Here is a 19,580-nt window from a genome sequence, read left to right on the forward strand (position 1 = left end):
TGCCGAGGCGTCCCCCGTTGGAAAAATCAGTCCACCGACGTGCCCTCTTGCGCCTGCTCCAGCACGCGCAGGATGTTCCCGCTGGTCAGAGCGCGCAGATCGGCCGCCGACCAGCTGCGCTGTGCCAGCGCCTCCAGCAGCACGGGGTACCTCGACACGTCTTCCAGCCCGGCCGGCAACTCGTCGACCCCGTCGTAGTCGCCACCCAGCCCCAGGTGGTCCATCCCGGCCACCTCACGGGCGTGTTCCAGGTGCGCCACCACATCGGCGACCTGAGCCTTCGGGCGAGGGTGGGCCGTCATCCACGTCTGGTACTCCTTCATCGCCCCTTCCTCACCGACCGGCTCGTGCGTCTCGAGGGAACTCAGGCCCAGGCGCTGCTGCTCCTGCACCGCCTCGGCCCGGTAGTCGGCGCAGGCCTGGTTCACGAAGGGCGGAACGAACGTCACCATCAGCACCCCGCCGTTGCCCGGCAGCCGCTCCAGCACCGCGTCCGGCACGTTGCGCGGATGGTCGGTGATCGCGCGCGCACTGGAGTGCGAGAAGATCACCGGACGCGTCGCGACGTCGAGGGCGTCGTTCATGGTGCGCTCGTGCACGTGCGAGAGGTCGACGAGCATCCCGATCCGGTTCATCTCCCGCACCACGTCGCAGCCGAAGTCGGTGAGCCCATAGTCGACCGCCTCCCCCGTGGCCGACGCCGACCAGGGCGTGTTGTCGTTGTGTGTCAGCGTCATGTACGCCAGCCCGGCACGCCGCAGTTCCCGCAGCACCCCCAGCGAACTGGCGATGCTCTGGCCGCCCTCGGCCCCCGGCAGCGAGGCGATGCGGCCTTCGGCGATCGCGGCGCGCACATCGGCCGCGGTCGGGGTCCAGCGGAAAACATCCGGGTGCGCCAGCACCATCCGCCGCACGATGTCGATCTGCTCGAACGTCGCCGTCACCGCCGCCGCGTGCTCCCAGTGCGAGGGCACGAACACCGACCAGAACTGCGCGCCCACGCCCCCGGCATGCAACCGCGGGATGTCGGTGTGCAGGGCGGGCTGGCCCTCGGCCAGTCCTGCCCCGGCCGGGTCGTACCCGTGCTCGTTGCGGATCTGCCAGGGCAGATCGTTGTGACCGTCGAAAACCGGGTGGGTGGCGAGGACCTCGCTGCGCAGATCGAACATGCTGCCAACCTAATCCGAACCACGCCCCGACCGACATCCGCCCTGACCTGTCTACAAGGAGCTTGATGACCACACCGACAGCTGACCTGTGGGATGAGTACGGCGAGAGCCTGCGGTCCTGCGAGACCCCATTCCTGCAGTATGGCGCCCGCACCACGTTCAGCGGCCCGATCGCGACCGTGGCCTGCCGCGAGGACAACGCCCTGCTCAAGGCGGTGCTCTCCGGACAGTCCCAACCGGCATAGTCGGTCGCCAATTGATCATGCTTTGACGAGCATGGCGAGGCCTGGAGTTGTACATACAAGCGTATTACACTTGAGGTATGACAACACAGAGCGTGACCTTCCGACTGAGTGATCAGGACCTCAAACGACTAGACACCGTGGTTCAGAACGGCGCCAAGGACCGCACCGCCGCTCTGCGTCTAGCCCTCGTTCATGAAGAACGACGCATCCTAGGCCAGCGCGACGCCGAGATTTATCGAACTCAGGGTGAGGACCCCGACGCCGAAGCCTGGGCCCACAACCGCACCATCCCTGCCCTCGATGACTGAGCCCACCGAACCCGGTGAGTCCACTGAGGACGCTCCCAGTTACGAGGCCGACGACCGGCGACCCATCGTGTGGGCCAACCTCGACAAAGAGCGCAACGCCCTGGTCATGACCCGCCTGTCCGTCTACGACGCCCGCAACATGGTTAGCCTTGCACCCATCACCAGCACCATCCGAGGGCTGGCCTCCGAAGTGCGCGTCGGGCGACGCAACGGCCTGCACCACGACAGCGTCGCCCAGATGGACAACATCCAGACCGTTCCCAAGTCCTTGGTGTTGCGTCATGCCGGTTTCCTCCTAGACGATCAAGAAGCGGAGCTGGCCATCGCTCTCGAATACGCCTACAACCTCCAACCGCCGACGCCCTGACAGGCCAGGGCTCCGGTGTGAAGCCGAAGAGTCCGCTTGGGAGGCCGAAATTCGGGAGGTTTTGGCCGGGCACGTCGCGGGTGGTCATGGAGATGTCTAAGTTCTCTATGAACGGGGTGCGGCGTGCCCACCGACTTCGAGGCCCTGGTCGCCCGGATCGTCGCGGACTTCGCCGCCGTTCACGGCACCACCCGCAAGAAGGCTCGGATTGCCGAGGTGGACGGCGAGTGCGTCGGCTCGATCGCCCTTGCCGCCACCGATGACCCCGGGGTCGCGAAACTGCGGCCTTTGCTGGTCACGTCCACGACTCGGGCTCGTGGTCGTGCCCCGTCTGGTGGACGAATGCATCGCTTTGCCCGCACCGCCGGGTATGCGACGGGAACTCTGTGGACTGTCGCATCGCTCACGGCCACTCGGAAGATGTACGAGCGTCTGGGTTTCGAGCTCGTCGCCTCACAGGAGCAGCACCGTTTCGGCCACACGGCACTCAGCGAGGACTGGAAACTGACCCTCAGCGCCTCACCCGGCCGGAAACCCGTGTGCGGTAACGGCGCATCAAAGCTACTGCCCGGAAGGTGCTCCCAGGCTGAGCGCTTGGGCGAAGGCGGTTCGGGCCGCTTCGGGCAACGCCTCGGGGGCATCGCCACAGGTATCGCGGGCGCTCGCGAAGCAGGCGACGGCGACGTGTCCGGCGAACGTGGCCACGTCGCTCTCCCAGCCCTGCTCGACGAGCAGCGCCCTCAGTCGATGGGCGATGAGCTGCGCCTTGGCGGCACTCCGGGCCTGGAGCTCGGCATTGGCCTCGATGAGGCGATGGTGACTGCGGTACTCGTCGGGGTCGGACGCAATGAGGGCGCACAGCCGCAGCACGAACGGCTGAAGGGCCAGTAGGGCATCGGTCGCTGTCCGTCCGCCGCCGGGCGGAGCGTGGATGGCGTCGGCGTCCAGGCCGGCGAGCAGCTCGCGTTCGTGGGCGAAGACCACTTCCTGCTTGTCGCCGAAGTGGCGGAAGAAGGTGGTGCGCCCGACCTCTGCGCGTTCGGCGATGTCGGAGACGGAGACGCTGTCGAAGCCGCGGTCCGCAAACAGTTCGGCGGCCGCCTGGACGATGCGCCGGCGGGCCTGCTGCTGCTTGCGCTCGACGAGCCGGCCCGAGGTCATGAGCACGAGCATACGGGATGGCATTCCGTGCGGGCTTGCGTTCCATTTGGAACTGAGTACCATTTCTCGAGTCGGAGAGACCGGCGAGCACGTGAAAGGGGCATCCCCATGAACGCGGACGATCGATGGGCCATCACAGAGACGGTGTCGCGGGCCGGCCACGTCGTCGACAGCGGCGACCTCGACCGGCTCGACACGGTCTTCTCCTCCGACGCGGTCTACGACATGAGCGCGGTCGGTGTCGGAATGCCGGTCCTCACCGGGACCGAGGCGGTACGGGAGGGTGCACTGAGGATGGGAGCGAACGGTCCCGTCGCGCACCACGTGACCAACGTGGTCATCGTCCGCGAGGACGAGACCCAGGCCGAGGTGGACTCCAAGGGCCTCCTGCTGATGCCCGACGGCACCGTGCAGAGCGTCGTCCACCATGACGTCCTTCGCCACGGTGAGGACGGGTGGCGCATCACCCGCAGGGTCATCGTCCCCCAGCTTGCGGCTCTGAGCGGTCGGCACACAGCCGGCGCCCCATCCTGATGCGGGCTATGTCGGCCGTCATCCCCCATCTGCCCCCGGCCGAGACCCGACCGGGAACGACCAACAGGAGCCCCTCATGATCATCGTCTTCTGGGTCGTCGCCGGCCTGATGGCACTGATGTATCTCGCCGCCGGAACTATGAAGGTCGTACGGCCCAAGCCGGCCCTGCAGGCCGCGGGAATGGGATGGACGGAGGAAGTCTCCGAACCCGGCATCAAACTCATCGGCCTCGCTGAGATTCTCGGCGCCCTGGGACTCCTCCTACCGGTCGCCACGGGCATCTTCGAGATCCTCAGCCCGATCGCCGGTGCCTGCCTCACCGTCCTCATGGCCGGTGCTGTCGTCGTTCACCACCGTCGAGGTGAGCCCGTCGCGTTCCAGGTGGCCCTGACGGTCCTCACCCTGGCCGCCACCGGACTCGCCGTCCTCGCCACGGTGTGAAGAGGTGACCACCGCGCCTTTCGCTCGGGATCAGGGACCAGTCGGCGCGGCACTGCCTCTCAGCGCCTCACACGGCCGCGAAACCGTGTGAGGCGCGTCCGAAAAGAGTTCAGACAGCGTTGAGTTCCAGCACCAGGGCCTGCTGGGCCGCCTGCGTCGGCATCGGCAGACCGGCCCGGGCCAGCACCGCGCCGGGCAGGGTGAGCGTGTTCTCCAGCGCCGCGGCCACCCACGGGGAGTGCTCGCGGCCCGGGAACGAGGGCAGACCGAACTCACTGACGATGCGCACCGCGTAGTCACGCCCGGTGTCCAGGCCCGGGAACTGCACCTGCCCCGAAAGGATGGACGACGATGTCACCGTGCGGGCCCACACGTACACGGCCCGACTGCCGTCGGCGTCGACCACACCCCGCAACGTGGTCGCCGGGTCGGGGATGTCGGCATTCACCACTCGGCCACGGGCAATCAGGCCGCGAATATCCTTCTGGAAAGCGACGAATGCCGTCAGCGCGGCCAGTTCATCGGCACCGCGGCTGGTCAGGTCCCACTCCACGCCGGTGTGCCCGAGCAGAGCCCCCGCAAACCGCAGGGTGACGTCGGTCTGCCGGCTCGTGGTGTGGGCCGGGGACGAGCCCACGTGCACGCCGATCAGTTCCGGCGGCAGCAGCAGCGAGGTCCAGCGGTCGGTCATGATCCGCTCGACCGGGTCGATGCAGTCGGAGGCCCAGACCCGGTCGGTGCGGGCCAGGATGCCCAGGTCGACGCGCGAGCCGCCGGCCGAGCACGACTCGATCTCCAGGCCCGGGGTGCGCGAGCGCAGTTCGTCCATCAGCCGGTACAGCGCGTGGGTCTGGGCCGAGACGGCGACCGCGTCGCTGTGGATGCGTGAGACCGCCTCGTGTAGCTCACGGTTGTGGTCCCACTTCACGTAGGCCACGCCGTACTGCGCGACCAGGCCGCTGATCGACTCCAGCAGGTAGGCGAACGCCTCGGGGTTGGTCAGGTCGAGCACGTACTGCTGACGCATGGACGCGCCCAAACCCTGCGAAGGAGCGAGGATCCAGTCCGGGTGCTCACGGGCCACCTGCGAGTCGAGGCTGATCATCTCCGGCTCGAACCACAGCCCGAACTCCAGGCCCCGGGCTCGCACGTGATCGGCCAGCGGGGCCAGACCGTCGGGCCAGACCTGCGGGTCGACCTGCCAGTCACCCAGGCTCGTACGGTCGTTACGTCGACCCAGGAACCAGCCGTCATCCAGCACGAACCGCTCGGCACCCACCTCGGCCGCACTATCCACCAGAGCCTTCAACCGGTCCAGGTCGTGATCGAAATACACGGCCTCCCAGGTATTCACCAGCACCGGACGAGGCCTCACCGGATGGCTGTCACGTGCACGTAGGTAGGCGTGGAACCGGTCCGAGATCCCGTCCAGGCCCTGCCCCGACCAGGCGAAGAACGCATCCGGCGATACGTACTCCTGACCCGGCAGCAACCGGATCTCCCCCGGACGCAGCGCCTCGCCGCCACCGATGACCGCGCTCGCGCCCCCCGCACCCTCCGGCAGGCGCTCGACGCGCCAGTGACTGTCACCGCTCCAGGCCAGGTGGAAGCCCCACACCTCACCGGTGCGGTTACCGAAACCCGTGGTGCCGGCGATGGTCACGTACGGGTTGTCGGCGCCCGGTTTGCCGCGGCGCACGTGCCGATGGTGCGAGCCGTCGGTCACCGGCAGGCGCTGCGGCTGGCGCTCGCGCGACCATCGGCCGGTGAAGTCGAGAATCTCCGCCGCGCGCGGGGGCAGGGGCATCAGGGCAGTGAGACCAGCCAGGTCGTAAGGCTGTTCGCCGTCAGTGTCGGTCTCCGAACGGTGGACGCGATGGCGCACCTGCACGAGTCCCTGCGGGGTCAGGCGCAGGAACAGCGAGAGCGCCAGTCCGGTGATCTCGTCGGTGAACTCGGCCTGGAGGGTACCGCCGCCGGCCGGATCACTCGTCACGGTCAGGGCCTCGCGCACCGAGACCGGGCGGGGCGAGGTGCGGCGGCCCGCCAGGTGCCCGGCGATCGCGGGGGTGCCCGACCACATGTCGCGCTCGACCGGCAGCAGCGTCAGGCGCCGGGGGACGTCGGGGGCATTGTTGGTCAGCTCGACCCCGGCCGACAAGGCCAGCGCCCGCAGTCCGGCGTCGCTCAGGTGACCCAGGTCGGCGCCCCAGTGCACGACCGACGGGACCGGCCCGTCCAGGTCGATGACCAGGGAGACCCCGGCGGCACGCAGGTGGACGGGGGGACGCACGTCCCGGCTGTCATCGTCGGTCACGCGGGTGCTCCGTTGCGGTTCGTGGTGGTCGGCCCGGCTCTCCCGGCCCGACAGGACAGACTTACTTTTACCATGCAAGAAAAGGTGCGGGGACGCGTCCGCAATTCTGTATGGTTTTTCGGGTCATGGACGATCACCCCCCGCTCTCCCCGCGCGCCCAGGCCATCACCGGGCACCTGCTCATGCACGGCCCCTCGACCCGGGCGGCCCTGTGCGAGGCCTTCGGGCTGTCCGAGGCCTCGATGTCGCGGGTGGTGCGGTTGATGGTGGACGCGGGTGTCGTCACCGAGGAGGCCGAGCGCACCAGCATCGGCCGCCCGCGCCAGATCCTCACGGCCGTTCCCGGCAGCCGGCACATCGTCGGGATCAAGCTCACCGGCGACACCGCCTACGGCGTGCTGTGCGACCTGGCCGGAGAAGTGATCGCCTCTCTCAGCCAGCCGCTGCCCGCCCGTGTCGAGGGCGTCGTGCCGGTCGACGGCGTGGTGCGGGTCATCGGGCGCCTGGTGCGGCGTCTGGGCAAAAGCGTCGACGGGTTGGGCATCTCGCTGGGTGGGGTGGTCGACGGACGCTCGGTGGTGCGTGACGGCCCGTTCCTCGGCTGGCGCGACGTCGATCTGGGCGAGCGGGTGAGCCGAATCTGCGGCGTCCCGGCCGTTCTCAGCAACGACGTGGTCGCCCTGGCCCGCGAGCAACTGTGGTTCGGGGCCGGGCGCACCCACGACACCTTCGGCGTGATCACCGTCGGGGCCGGGCTGGGTTTCGCCGTCGTGCGCGAGGGGATCGTGCTCGAGCACCTCATCGACAACGGCCACCTGCTGACCCACTCCCCCGTCGACAGCACCGGCCCGGCCTGCCGCCTGGGCCATCACGGCTGCGTGGCCAGCTACCTGGACCGTGACGCCGTGGCCGCCCGCTTCGGCCGCTCCGGCACCGACGTCACCTTCGAGCAGTTGGCCGCCCTGGACCCCGAGTGGTTCACCGGCGCCGCCACCGCCCTGGGCCACCTCATCGCCACCGTGGCCGGCGGTCTGCAGACCGAGCGGATCGTGCTGGCCGGCGAGGACGTGGGCACGCTGTACGCCTCCCCGGACACCGCCACCACCCTCGAACTACGCCTGAGCCCGGCTAAGACCCGTCCATGCGAACTGACCATCTCGACCGAGCCGCTGGGTTTTGAGGACTGGGCCCGGGGTGCCGGGGTGGTAGGGATCCAGGCCCTTCTCGGCGCCCTCTGACACGAAGACTATTCAGCCCAACCGCAGCCTCGTCATCCGCGCCTCTAAACCTCGTTCGTGATCATGCAAAGTGTCCCCGGAACTCCGAAACGACGGAGTGCAGGACGCGGTCGAGGCGCTGCACTTGCAGGTCGCCCTCGCTGACAACTGGAAAACCGCATCGACCCGGACATCCCTCCGCGGCAATGCGTTAAGCACTCTTCGTAGCATGACTCAAGCGAGGAACCATCGGCTCTAACGGCTTACACGATCTCTGTGACACGCCCGGTAATCTTCCCGAAGACGCTGAGCTCCGCACCGAAACCTTCGGTGCGGAGCTCAGTTTATTGTCGGATCCCCCTTCCTCAGTTGATTCCCTGACACGCTGTAGGATGGTCATCCTTGCGAACAGACGCCGCTTAGGCGGGGGCGATTAGCCACTTCTTGACTCGCGGTTGATCAGCTGCCGCAGCCCGGACACGACGATGAAAATCGTGAACAGACCCCAGAAGATTCTCAGAGGCGTGCTCTCCAGGGAAAAAATGAGCGCTATCCCAAGAACGACAGCGATGACGCCAGCGATGATCTTTATCCAGGTCCACATAAATCCTCCTTATTTGGCTAGACATTTCTGCAAGTAGCCATAGCGAACGGCCCGCCAGCGACGTATACAGCTAGTGCACCCAATGTGGTTGGTGGTGCGAAAACTAAGCCGGCGACCATCAACCCCACAGTGCCAATACACTGGGTATTGTCACTTGTAAACCAGTTGGCCCCCGTCGGATCATGCTTGGTCGCGGGACCCCCTGCTGCGTACAGGTAAGGGTTTTCTTCCTGGCCAGTGGGATCTTGCTGGGTGAAGCGGCCGTGGATGGGGTCGTAGTAACGGATCCCGGTTTTGATAGCCCTGTGGCGGTATCGATGTAGCCACCGCCGTAACGGTAAGGCTGGTTCAGAGGCCCGGTGGTAGCCGTGGTGGCCCCGTACGCAGAGTACGTGTAGGTCACCTCGGGTGTGGTCCCGGTTGCGGTGACCATGGCGCGCACATTGTCCAGATTATCGGTGAACGGGTAGTACTCGCTCGCCGAGCCGGGGTTGCTGGTGGCACCGATGCGGATGGCCAGGAGTCTGCCGTCTGGGTCGCGGATGGTCCAGGTGCTGGTGGTGCCGGTCTTTGACCAGGCCGGGGCCGGTGAGAACGGTGAGGCCATGAAGCTGGTCGTGCCGGAGGTCAGGCGGTTGCCGTTGCCGGTAGCGGCGTAGGTCTGGGTGGTTGCGGTGCCGCCGGTGGGTGTGAAGCTGGTGGCCTGGTCGCGGTCGCTGTAGGTGGTGATGCGGCCGGTGGCTGACTTGGCACCTGTTTCGTTGCCGTTGGCGTCGTAGCTGAATCCGGTGCCGGCCAGGGTCGCGCCGGTGGGGGTAGTGCCGGTAGCTGCGGTGAGCTGATTAGCGGTGTTGTAGGTGTAGGTAGCGGCCGGGCTGGCTGTGGCGCAGGTGGCGCCTGCTGCGGTGTAGTACTTGGTGCGGTTACCGGCCGCGCTGTAGCAGAACGCCTCGTAGGTGCTGGCGGTCCCACCAGCGGTGGGGGCTGTGGAGGCCACCGTCAGACGGTCCTGGCCGTCGTGCATGTAGGTCGTCTTCTTGCTCGTCGTGGCATCGGTGACGGAGTTGACCAGGCCGGTGTCCTTGCTGGCCTCGGCGTAGGAGTAGGTCAGGTCCAGGCGTGTGACCGGGGTGGAGCCGGTCTTGGCGACGATCTGCTTGATCCGCCCGGAGTTGTCCAGGGTGTTGGTCTGGACGCTGGTGCCGCCGGGGTACTTGGTGCCGGTGCGGCGTCCGTCGTCGTCGACCTGCAGCAGGATGCACTTGCTGGCTGCCGTGCCGGGTGAGGCATAGGTCAGGCCGGTGCAGGTGCCGCCGGGCAACTGGACAGAGGTGAGCTGGTCGGCGTCGTTGTACCCGTAGGCGACGCTACCGCCGTTGTCGTCGTACACCTTGAGGTTGGAGGCCTTGTCATAGGTCAGGGCCGCGGTGCCCTCAGGAGCGGTGGTGGCCGTCATGCGGCCCAGGTCGTCGCGGCCGTAGTTCGTGACCCGGCTGGCGGTGGCGCCGGTGGCCGGGTACTCGGTCATCGAGCGCAGCCAGCCGTTGTTGATACCAGTGTCGCCGCCGCCGAAGTACGAGGACTCGATCGATCCGTCGGCGTGCTGGACGTAGGTGACGCGGTCCATCGCGTCGTAGCCGTAGTAGGTCTGCTGGCCCTTGCCGTCGGTGAGGGTCTGCAGGCGGGACAGGCTGTCGTAGGTGTAGGTCTGGTTGGCCAGCGACCCGCCGGTGGGCGGGATCGTGGTGGTCAGTTCACCGTTGGCGTTGTACCGGTAGGCCGTGCGGTGTCCACCGGTTGCGGCCCGTGAGGTGCCCTTCGCGTATTCGGCATCCCGCTTTTCACACAGCGCACCGGACTTCGTCGCGGCCGGCGTGGTGCCGGGACCGCAGTGCACGACATCACCGTAGGCGGGGTCGGTGTCACCTTCGTACAGGCTGACCGTGGTTGATGTTTCGGTCCTGGCGCTGTTGGTCTTCTTCTCGCTGGTCGGGTTGTGCGCGGTGTTGTATGTGTACTCGGTGGAGTTGCCTCGCGCATCGGTGCTCGTCTTCAGGTCATACGTCTCGGCCCCGGTTCCGTAGCCCAGCGTGGTCGTGGCTCCGGTCGGGATCTTCGTGGACGTCATCCGGTAGGTGTCACCGGCAGTGTCGACCTCGAATGTGTTGGTGCTGGTCTGCGAACCGCCGCCTGTAGCCCCGGTGGTGGAGGCGACGTCGTCGTTGGGCGAGTACGTCTTGGACTCGCTCTTGCCCAGGGCGTTCTTGGTCGAGGAGACCAGACCGCGGCCGTTCGCCGTGTATTCGGTCGTGTGACCGTTGGGGTCGGTGACCGTGTTCTTGATGGTGGGCTTGCCGTCGGAGTTGCGGGTGAACGTGCCGTAGGAGAACGTCCAGACCGAGTCCCCGGCCGCAGCGGAGTTCTTCCGCTTCAGCTGCGTAATCCGGCCCGGATCGTCGTATGTCATCTCCGTACGCAGGTTCTCCGGTGTCACGACCGCGGTGACCCGGTGCGCGGCGTCGTACTCGTACGCCACGGTGCCGCCGGAGCGTCGGTGATGGAGTCCAGCTGGTTGTTGCTGCCGTTGTAGATGACCTGACGGCCCGAGGAATCGGTGATGAAGTCGTTGAAGTACCCCGAGAAGTTCGTCACCTCCAGGTTCCGGCCCCGCGTGTCGGTGACCGAGCGCAGAATCAGCGTCCCATCGATCTGCGACCGCGCCGAAGCGTCGTAATTGAAAGTGATCTTGTTGCCGTTCTTGTCGGCCACCGACTCCAGACCATAGATCTGGTCCGCGGTGGTGCCGATGTTCTTGAACCGCTCGACCGTCTGAGATTTGCGGTCGGTCAGCTCGTAGTGACTGGTGTCAGGAACCGAGAGGTCCTTGTCCAGGCCCATCGGCCGGATCCAGCGGGTGTTGACGGCCTGGTTACGCAGGTAGGTGTGCTGGGCGCCGGCGCCGTCGCGGTAGAACATCGTCTGCGCCGCGCCCGTGGTGCCACCGGCGTAGGGCCACAGGCGGGTCCCGGTCAGCGAGGACGTCCATCCGTAGCCGTTGACACCGATCCCGTCGGTGTCCAGCGACTGGGACGTGTGGGCCACGTTCAGGTCGATCCCGGAACCGGTGATCGACAGTTCCTTCGTGGTCAGCGTGGCGTTACCGGTGGCCGGGTTGATGCTGATGCTGGTGCGGTCGGACAGCTGCTCGGTCACGATCGCGGTGTTGCCCTTACGCACACCCGTGCGCGGCTCCCACTCCACACACATCGAGGGCGGAACACTCGACTGCACCGAACCAAACCTCAGCAGACCGCCGTCATCGCTCTTGGCCTGCTTGCTCAGGATGAAACCGTTGTACCTCGAACCGCCTTCGGTCCACTCCTGCACCAGACGCGAAACGTCGAAGTACTGGGACGTGCCGTTGGGCGTCAGCGCCTTGCGCTCATACACATCACCCGAGCGGTCACCACCGGCCGTGGTCCACTTCGCCGAACCGTCCCGGGTCGCCCAGGTCGCCGAGGTCGTGAACGCCTTGGTCAACGCCTGCACATCCACCGAGCTGGCCGCGTAAGCGGAATCGTTGACCACGAACAGGTTCAGACGCGCGGTCGCGATCTGCGCATCAGCCGGAACCACGTCCAGGAGCTGGTCGAAACGCACCAGCGCCCGCCGCTCATTACCCGAGTCAGCCGTCCACTGCGTCAGGATCTCCGACCCCGAGCACAACGGGCCCTCAGCCTCGGGCCGGTTGGACTGCAGCGTGCAAGCAGCCATCGGCGCCCCGACCCCGATCGTCGGGTCGATCGCCACCGGCCACGCCCGGTCCTTGGCCGCCAGCCACTCCCGGTCCGGCGTCAGCGTCAACGTCCACGAATCACCGCCGGAGTCCTTGCTCACCAGCGTCGTGATCGCCGTCGAGGGCTCACCGTGGGCATCGCTCATCACCGGCCGCGGGATCTCGAACGCCACCTTGCCATCGGCGCCCAGGACGTCGACAGCCCCGAACTCCTTGACCTTCAGCGTCATCCCGGCGCCGGTCTTCACCGTGAAACTCAGCGAACCACCCGGCAGGGCTTCCACATCAGCCAGCGAATCAACGTACGCGGTCTCCTTGACCGCGTCTCCAATGGCTTCATAGGAGAAGTCGACACCCGGCAGCGCATCGGCGTAGGTCGCTTCAGCCTTCTTGACCGTCGCGGCCTTCGCCGACACCTCCGGTGCTTCCGCCACCGCAGTGGCCGCCCGACCTTGAACCGTAGGAGCCGTCAGCTCATCGACCGGGGTCTTGTCCGGCGCCAGCTCCAAGGACACGAATGCGCCCTTGTCGCCGCCATCGACAATCTTGACCGGCTCGGCCAGGGATTTGGGCAGCTGCAGCGCGTAATCGTTGGCGCCGTTGGTCCACCCGCCACTGGTCTGATCGGCCTTCAACATGTTGTCGATCGGCTGCCAGTCACCACCGGCATCCTTGAAGTTGATCGGCGCGGCCGACAGCTGGCTCACCCGCGTCCCGGTCACCGGATCAGCAAACGTCCGCGACATCCGCGTCCGGTCACCCACCAGCTCCTTCTTACCCAGCTCAGGTTTCGCGGCAGAAAGTGCCTTCGCCCTCAGCTTGGCCTCATCGGCCGCGCTCATCGGCGTGTACGACGTCGGCGGCTTCGAAGGCCGCTCATCGGAGGCCGATTCACCGGAGGAGGAGGCGGTAGCCGCCATCGCACTCTGCACCGGGACCAGCGAACATGCCACAGCCACACCCGCGGCCATGAACGACAACGGCCACCGGTCCTTAGCAGCGCCCCCCCGGGGAGGCACCCCCTGCTGCGGGTGCCTTCACCGCAGCCTTTCCAGACACACCCAGTAAACGAAAAATGACATGACGAGACGATCTGAGCACGCAAGATCCCTTGTGAGGAAGGTTTTTCGGGACCGGATGGGCCCCTGCAACGATCCCTCACAGTCTGCACACATAAATGGCACTAAAAGGTGTCAACCGCTCGATCACGCAGTGAAGTATTCCATACCGCTAAGTAATGGACTTGATCTTGGTTCTATGACACCGTTGTCGCCACGGGGTCCAAGCCCTCACCCATGCCCAGAGCGTCCTGGCGTAGGACGTCCGGCTCGTACGCGAACACCTCAAGGCAGGGTGCGGTCAAGATTCCGTAACTGAAGCCGGGTACGCAGGTCAGGTTCTCTGATCGCGTGTCCCCCGAGCCCAGGCCCGCAGCATCGGCCTGATGCATCAGGAGTGATCGAACAGCGCGACCACACTCTGCGGTGCGCCCCGGCCGAAGAAGACCTCCAGATTCCGCGCCGAGCGACCGGCTGCGTCGCTACTGCGCTCAAACAGCCGATCTTCGTACCCGGCGAGCGCGACCTCGATGTCGGGTTGGTTCACCAGCTCCCTCGCCAGGTCCGCGCCGTCGTACATGGCGAGGTTCGCGCCCTCGCCGGCGAAGGGCGACATCAGATGTGCGGCATCGCCGACGAGCGTCACGCCGGGCACCCTGTCCCAGGTCAGCCCGACGGGAAGGGTGTAGATGGGCCGGAGCCGCGGCTCCGCGATGGACTGTGTCACGAAGGCGGTGAGTAGCGTTGTCCAGCCGTCGAATTCGTCGGCAACGCGGCGCAGGCCCACGGACGGGTCGCCGAAGTCGATCGACCTCATCCATTCTTCGGGCCTGTTCAGCGCCACGTATCCGAGCACGCGCCCATCGGCGTAGCGATGGGCGATGATCCCCTGGCCCGGCCAGACCGCCATCAGCGTGCCACTGCCGATCGCGTCCACACTCGCCTGAACGTTCTGGTTGCTTGAGTCGAGAGCTATTTCGATGAAGCAGGTTCCGCTGTAGAGAGGCTCGGCCGGGGTGAGCAGCGGACGCACCTTCGACCAGGCACCGTCCGCACCGATGACGATATCGGCGTGCGTGGTGGAGCCGTCTGCGAACGTGAGGTCATGGCCGCCCTTCCCATGGTGCTGGACCGAGGCGAGCTTGTGACCCCACCTGATCGTCCCGGGTGTCAGCGAGTCGATGAGCAGCTGCCTGAGCTCGCCACGGTCCACCTCAGGACGGGCTGAGCCGGGGTCCGCCGACACGTCGAACAGCATCGATCCGTGGCGGTCGACCACACGCTTGGCATCCTCGCCCGGGCGAACCAGAGTGAGGAACTGGTCATGAAGACCAGCTGCGCGAAGCGCGATCTGGCCGGTCTCTTCGTGAATGTCGAGCAGGCCGCCTTGTGTACGGGTCGCCGCCGACGTCTCACCCTCGTAGATGGTTGCCTCGACGCCGTGGGCCTGAAGCACCCGGGCGAGCGTCAGCCCGCCCAGCCCCGCTCCGACAATGGCAATGGTCTTCTGCATCGTGATGCGCTCCTCTGTCGCGGCGACACGCGGCGACGGTGGTCAGCGCCGGGAGCGGACGGGAGCCCGATCTCGGCAAGGAGACGCTCAACGATCAGAACCATCTGGATCGATGTACGAACGATGTCCTGCGCAGTGCGCACACGACATCGCTTTTCGCGACCAAAACACCGTAGCACGGCTACGGCGAACACCGCGCCGCAGCAGCAACATTGCCGCTGCGGCGCAGCATCGGAATCAGTCTGCTCTACCTGGCCGGCATAGGCGGCGTGTCACGGTCGTCCGAAGATGACACCCGTGAGGGTCTGGTTGATGTGTCCGAGCCAAGTCTCCCCGTAGGTGTGGAACCCAGCGGTCGGCAGGCCGGAAAGGCCCTCCAGGAAGCCTGGATGCAGATTCTTCGCATCCATTTCCAGGCGTCGCAGGATGCAGTTGAACAAGACTGCCGAATGCGCCCCGCCCAATTCCTGGCGAGCCGTATCCAGCACCTTCCGCGTGTCCAGGAGCAGGTCGGTCCCGCGCATCATCTCGACTTCGGTACCTTCAACGATCTGGGAGTAGAAGTGAAGTCCGCCGTTGCCGTCTGCCTGCTGCGGACTCCGGATCCAGGCCTGACCATCGATCATCAGCCCGAGGGGATGGGCCAGGAAGACCGAGGCATCCAGGGCTGACTCCTCCAGCCCGAGGGCCTCCGCGTAGACCTGGGCCGCCGGACGACCATCGATCTCCTGCACGGTCCGCGACTGCAGGTCCGCCTTGGTGATCCTCAGCGTTACCCCGCTGGGCTCCAGCGAACAGGTCTTCACCACCCGGAAGGCGACCTTCGTCTGGCACAGGAGCAGCGCGACCCCATGGTGCGAGATCCGGTCGCCGACCGCGACCCAGGTCTGGTCGAACGCCAGGTCGTCCCCGGCCGATCCACCGACGAAGTCCAGCATCGGTGCGGCATTTCCCAGCCGTTCGTTGACCATCTCCTCGTCGCCGTGAAGGCCGTCGATCAAGGCGAAACCAACATGGGAGGCGGTCGCCAGATCGCGCATCGGCGTACCCCACGCCGTCTCCAGTTCGGTGATGGCCCTGTCCATGCCCTTCACCGGATCTTCGGTGAGATCCCCGAGAACGGCCGCGACGCGTCCCAGGATTTCTACCGGCAGCGCGATAGCCGAAATTCCCCCGGTCAGGTGCTCGTCATTGGTGAACTCGCCGGCGGTCGAACACCCGAGGACCGCCGCTTCGGGGAAGTTCTCGGCCATCGGCCCGGCAAGATCCTCTGGCGCATAACTCGACGAGGCGAAGTACAGCACCGCGGCGGCCGTTCGGCCGGCGAGCCCTTCCCGCAGCTGCGCCACCAGATCGGGAACGGCTGTCGTGGCCGCCCCCTGGGCCATGGCCGAGACACCGGTCGTGCTGTTGATCCCTGTCGTCGCTGACATACGAGCTCCCGTTCTTGTGGCTCTGAAAAACCGGAATTAGAACTTGAATCCCATCTCGGACAGCGTCTCGAGCACCTTCTGAATCAGAACGGGATCCTTCTCCTGGTCCGGGCGGATGTTGCGCAGGCTGACCCCCGTACGCAGGGCGACGCGGGTAGAGATCGGGCCCAGGTGCTGCCCGTCCCCCTCCAAGCGCTCCGTCAGGACTTTCAGGACGGCCGTGATGGTCGGGAAGGTCGTCGTAATCACGAGCATCTCCTTGAGCTGAACGCCGATGCCAAGATCGACCGCGGCCACGATGATCACAGGATCGGTCGCCCGCCAGCCGCGCTTGAGTCAGGCGGGCAGGTCACGGCTGCGACTGCGATGTTCGCCGGGACACTCGAACCCGGATCCTGTCTGTTGCCGGCGCATGACCTGGAATCCAAGGGCGTGATTGTGCGGAACGAAGGAATTTTCGAGACAGCACGGATCCGGATCAAAAGGTCAGGGATTCGCTCAGCGCCTTGAGATTGGTGCGGTACCAAGCTCCTCGAGCGGTAAAGGCATATAGGTCACCGCCGCGGCAGGCATAGCGCAGACGTTGTGTCTCCAGGCCATCGGGTAGAACGATGCAGCACTGAGTGCCCACGCGGTGCACACCGTCTTGGCTGATGCGAGCGAGCGTTACGACGCCGTACTCGGCACCCCAACCACCCAGGAACGCCCGGTCTGTGCCTTTGGCCAGCATGCCGTGCGCGAACCGGTAGGGAGATGCTCCCCAGTCTGTGACCTCGTCCCCCGACGCCGACATGACGTGAAAGTCCGTGTAGGGACAGAAGTGGGCGGTTTCGGCGTCGAGGTTGAGGGTGTAGCAGTCGGAGATGTACGGGAGTCCGGCATTCGGCGAGTAGAGCCAGTCAACCGTCAGATCGTGGTTGAAGCGTGCGAGGCCGTGACCCTCTGGGCCACTCCCGCCTATGGCCTCATCGAAGTATCCGACCCACACCTTGCCGGACGGCGTGGTGAGGAGTTCCCCAATGGCATCACCCAGGTGTCCTCGATGCTCCAGGTCACCGTCAGGGGTCCATACCTCGCCGTTGGGGCCAGCATTTCTGGCCCGAGCCGCCGCCAGCAGGACGCGACCCCCCGGCAGCGGTTGCACGAATGACGGGCGCAGGTCGCTCTCCACATCGATGGCGCCGCTGACCTGCTTGCTGTCCAGGTGCCAGGTCACCTGCTTGTGCCTTGGATCCTGCCGGTGCGACCAGACTGCGAAAGCAGTGCCATCAGGCCCGACTCCCAGCGCTTCAGGCTCGGACAGCGGCCCTGCCCAGTCTGGGGGTCTCACAATCCCATGGGGTTCCAGCGGCACGACTAGCAGCTTCAAGACCTCCAGGCGCCGCTGAAGCTGGGCTCGGTCCCGTCCACCTGGCGTTCTTCCCATCCCTGCACATTATGCGCTACCCAAAACTGTTCAGCGAGAAGTCGGCTCGCCTGGAAGCGCGAACGGTTGAGCGATGCTCAAGGTCGAGCGAGGAATACCAAGGTCAGCCGCGATGGGGGCCGGCCCCGAGCCATCGGTGTGACGCTGACCTGGAAAACCAAAGAGCGCCTGGGCGAGGCCTCGAACGCCCGTGACGTTCAGGGTGGAAGCAGGATTCGTTCGGCCCGAGTCAGTCCTTGAGAAGCCCGATCTCTTTGGCCCGGGCCACGACCTCCGGCCCGGCCGCGGCCGGACTGCCCGCGTTGAACGGGGGCTGCGGGTCGTACTCGGTAATCAGCTGCATGGCTTGTGCCGTGACCCGGTCGGTCAGGAGCTCGGCCAGACGCAGGGCCATGTCGATCCCGGAGGAGACGCCGGCCGCGGTGACGATGCGGCGGTCCAGGTGCTCCACGACCCGGTCCGAGGTCGGGACCGCACCGAGTTTGGCCAGATCGTCGAGGTTTTCCCAATGTGTGGTGGCGCTCAGACCCTCCAGCAGTCCAGCCGCCGCCAGGATCAGCGAGCCGGTGCACACCGAGGTGGTGAAGCGGGTGGTGCGGTGTGCCCCACGCAACCAGCCGAGCGCAACCTCGTCCTCAAGTAGTGCCCGGGAACCGACGCCTCCGGGGACCACCACGACATCGGGGGCCACCACGTCCTCAAAGGTCTGGTCGATGCTCAGCCCGAGGAACCCATTCTCGGTGCGGACCTCGCCGCGCCGGTGCCCGACGAAGGTCACGGTGGCGCCGGGCAGCCGCTGGAGGATCTCGTAGGGCCCGATGGCGTCGAGGGCGGTGACGCGGGGGAAGAGGACGACGGCGATCTGGAGGCTGGTTTCGGTCACCTGGCCAGGTTCCAGCACCATGCCCCTGCAGCACGATGACCGATCGGACGTACAGTCCTCGGAATCGGACCTGACAACTGAGGGCGGGATGATGGTTCATCGGGTGGGTGTGCTGGTCTTCGACGATGTGTTGCTGCTCGACGTGGCCGGACCGGTGCAGGTCTTCAGCGAGGCCGACGCCGGCCTGGGCCGCTACGAGATCGTCACGGTGGGGCTGGCCGGGCCCGTGGTGCGCACCTCCAGCGGGGTGCGGCTGAGTGTGGACGAGGTGGCCGGCGACGGTGGTTTCGACACGTTGATCGTGCCCGGTGGTGAGGGCGCCCGGCGACTGGATCAGGAACTGGTGACGACGCTGCAGCGCCTGAGTGAGCGGGCCGGGCGGGTGGCGTCGGTCTGCACGGGCGCGTTCCTGCTGGCCGAGGCCGGAATCCTGGACGGACGCGAGGCGACGACGCACTGGCGTCACGCGGACCTGCTGCGACGTGCCTATCCGAAGGTAAAAGTCACGGCGGACGCCATTTTCGTGCGCTCGGGCACGGTGTTCAGTTCGGCCGGAGTGACCGCGGGGATCGATCTGGCCCTGGCCCTGGTCGAGGACGACCACGGCGCTTCGGCCGCCCGCGACGTGGCCCAGGAAATGGTGATGTTCATGCGGCGGCCCGGCGGGCAGTCCCAGTTCTCGGCCCGTCTGGCCCTGCCCGCCGAACCGGCCGGGCCCCTGCGCGCCGTGCTCGACGCCGTCACCGCCGACCCGTCCGGGCCGCACACCGTGCAGGCCCTGGCCCGGCGGGCCGGAGTGTCCGCGCGGCACCTGCACCGGATGTTCGATCGGGAGCTGGGCATGACCCCGAGCCGGTTCGTCGAGGTCAGCCGGGTCGAAGCCGCCCAGCAATTCCTGCTGAACGGCGTCTCGGTGAGCACCGCCGCCCGGGCCGGCGGGTTCAGCAGCGACGAGACGATGCGCCGGGCCTTCCAGCGCCAACTCGGGCTGACCCCCACCGCCTACCGCGAGCGCTTCGCGACCACCCGCGTCCTCTGATCATCGTCCAGCACGTCCTGCTCCAGTTGGGACTGTCCGGAGAGCGGTCTATCGCGGGCCGGCCGGGA

General features: G+C 66.5%; 17 protein-coding genes. 7 read left to right on the forward strand and 10 right to left on the reverse strand.

The window, feature by feature from the left end; genetic code table 11:
- Nucleotides 1–26: 26 nt before the first annotated feature.
- Nucleotides 27–1,169 carry a dipeptidase gene (locus tag QSK05_RS27280; protein ID WP_285600208.1) on the reverse strand — a complete coding sequence of 381 codons (1,143 nt, stop codon included), beginning with the start codon at nucleotides 1,167–1,169 and terminating at the stop codon, nucleotides 27–29.
- A 65-nt stretch (nucleotides 1,170–1,234) separates the two neighbouring features.
- On the opposite strand from QSK05_RS27280, the gene QSK05_RS27285 reads away from it, so the two are divergent.
- From QSK05_RS27285 to QSK05_RS27295, 3 genes are all read left to right on the forward strand, one after another.
- A complete protein-coding gene (locus QSK05_RS27285) occupies nucleotides 1,235–1,414 on the forward strand; it encodes an RraA family protein (protein ID WP_285600209.1) in 180 nt (59 codons plus the stop codon).
- A gap of 77 nt (nucleotides 1,415–1,491) precedes the next feature.
- Nucleotides 1,492–1,722, forward strand: a complete 231-nt coding sequence (locus QSK05_RS27290) for a hypothetical protein (protein WP_285600210.1) — start codon at nucleotides 1,492–1,494, stop codon at nucleotides 1,720–1,722.
- A complete protein-coding gene (locus QSK05_RS27295) occupies nucleotides 1,715–2,089 on the forward strand; it encodes a type II toxin-antitoxin system PemK/MazF family toxin (protein ID WP_285600211.1) in 375 nt (124 codons plus the stop codon). Before QSK05_RS27290 ends, QSK05_RS27295 begins: the two co-directional genes overlap by 8 nt.
- 561 nt (nucleotides 2,090–2,650) lie before the next feature.
- On the opposite strand, the gene QSK05_RS27300 is transcribed toward QSK05_RS27295, so the two are convergent.
- On the reverse strand, nucleotides 2,651–3,250 hold the full coding sequence (locus QSK05_RS27300) for a TetR/AcrR family transcriptional regulator (RefSeq protein ID WP_285600212.1): 600 nt from the start codon (nucleotides 3,248–3,250) through the stop codon (nucleotides 2,651–2,653).
- A gap of 108 nt (nucleotides 3,251–3,358) precedes the next feature.
- Between QSK05_RS27300 and QSK05_RS27305 the strand changes: the two genes are divergently transcribed.
- Nucleotides 3,359–3,784, forward strand: a complete 426-nt coding sequence (locus QSK05_RS27305) for a nuclear transport factor 2 family protein (RefSeq protein ID WP_285600213.1) — start codon at nucleotides 3,359–3,361, stop codon at nucleotides 3,782–3,784.
- Between the two features lie 76 nt (nucleotides 3,785–3,860).
- The gene (locus QSK05_RS27310; protein WP_285600214.1) at nucleotides 3,861–4,226 is read left to right on the forward strand and encodes a DoxX family protein; all 366 of its coding nucleotides are present in this window, start codon (nucleotides 3,861–3,863) and stop codon (nucleotides 4,224–4,226) included.
- Nucleotides 4,227–4,335: 109 nt separating this feature from the next.
- On the opposite strand, the gene QSK05_RS27315 is transcribed toward QSK05_RS27310, so the two are convergent.
- Nucleotides 4,336–6,543, reverse strand: a complete 2,208-nt coding sequence (locus tag QSK05_RS27315) for an alpha-galactosidase (RefSeq protein WP_285600215.1) — start codon at nucleotides 6,541–6,543, stop codon at nucleotides 4,336–4,338.
- Nucleotides 6,544–6,668: 125 nt separating this feature from the next.
- Between QSK05_RS27315 and QSK05_RS27320 the strand changes: the two genes are divergently transcribed.
- Nucleotides 6,669–7,781, forward strand: a complete 1,113-nt coding sequence (locus QSK05_RS27320) for an ROK family transcriptional regulator (RefSeq protein ID WP_285600216.1) — start codon at nucleotides 6,669–6,671, stop codon at nucleotides 7,779–7,781.
- A gap of 600 nt (nucleotides 7,782–8,381) precedes the next feature.
- Here QSK05_RS27320 and QSK05_RS36485 read toward each other — a convergent pair.
- The 7 genes from QSK05_RS36485 to QSK05_RS27355 form a co-directional block, all read right to left on the reverse strand.
- Nucleotides 8,382–8,663: an RHS repeat-associated core domain-containing protein gene (locus tag QSK05_RS36485; protein ID WP_352302878.1), complete on the reverse strand. Its 282-nt coding sequence runs from the start codon at nucleotides 8,661–8,663 to the stop codon at nucleotides 8,382–8,384.
- Between the two features lie 2,191 nt (nucleotides 8,664–10,854).
- The gene (locus tag QSK05_RS27330) at nucleotides 10,855–13,002 is read right to left on the reverse strand and encodes a DNRLRE domain-containing protein (protein WP_285600218.1); all 2,148 of its coding nucleotides are present in this window, start codon (nucleotides 13,000–13,002) and stop codon (nucleotides 10,855–10,857) included.
- 607 nt (nucleotides 13,003–13,609) lie between these two features.
- Nucleotides 13,610–14,731: an FAD-dependent oxidoreductase gene (locus QSK05_RS27335; protein WP_285600219.1), complete on the reverse strand. Its 1,122-nt coding sequence runs from the start codon at nucleotides 14,729–14,731 to the stop codon at nucleotides 13,610–13,612.
- A gap of 272 nt (nucleotides 14,732–15,003) precedes the next feature.
- The gene (locus QSK05_RS27340) at nucleotides 15,004–16,080 is read right to left on the reverse strand and encodes an FIST signal transduction protein (RefSeq protein WP_285600220.1); all 1,077 of its coding nucleotides are present in this window, start codon (nucleotides 16,078–16,080) and stop codon (nucleotides 15,004–15,006) included.
- 120 nt (nucleotides 16,081–16,200) lie between these two features.
- Entirely contained in the window at nucleotides 16,201–16,461 is a 261-nt protein-coding gene (locus QSK05_RS27345; RefSeq protein ID WP_285600221.1) for a hypothetical protein, read from the reverse strand.
- Between the two features lie 181 nt (nucleotides 16,462–16,642).
- The gene (locus QSK05_RS27350; protein WP_285600222.1) at nucleotides 16,643–17,380 is read right to left on the reverse strand and encodes a hypothetical protein; all 738 of its coding nucleotides are present in this window, start codon (nucleotides 17,378–17,380) and stop codon (nucleotides 16,643–16,645) included.
- 439 nt (nucleotides 17,381–17,819) lie between these two features.
- On the reverse strand, nucleotides 17,820–18,473 hold the full coding sequence (locus QSK05_RS27355) for a DJ-1/PfpI family protein (protein WP_285600223.1): 654 nt from the start codon (nucleotides 18,471–18,473) through the stop codon (nucleotides 17,820–17,822).
- A 103-nt stretch (nucleotides 18,474–18,576) separates the two neighbouring features.
- Here QSK05_RS27355 and QSK05_RS27360 point away from each other — a divergent pair, with 103 nt between their 5' ends.
- Entirely contained in the window at nucleotides 18,577–19,512 is a 936-nt protein-coding gene (locus tag QSK05_RS27360) for a GlxA family transcriptional regulator (protein WP_285600224.1), read from the forward strand.
- Nucleotides 19,513–19,580 lie beyond the last annotated feature (68 nt).

Origin of the sequence: Kineosporia sp. NBRC 101731 (genome assembly GCF_030269305.1) — a bacterium.
In the GTDB taxonomy this organism is placed as follows: domain Bacteria; phylum Actinomycetota; class Actinomycetes; order Actinomycetales; family Kineosporiaceae; genus Kineosporia.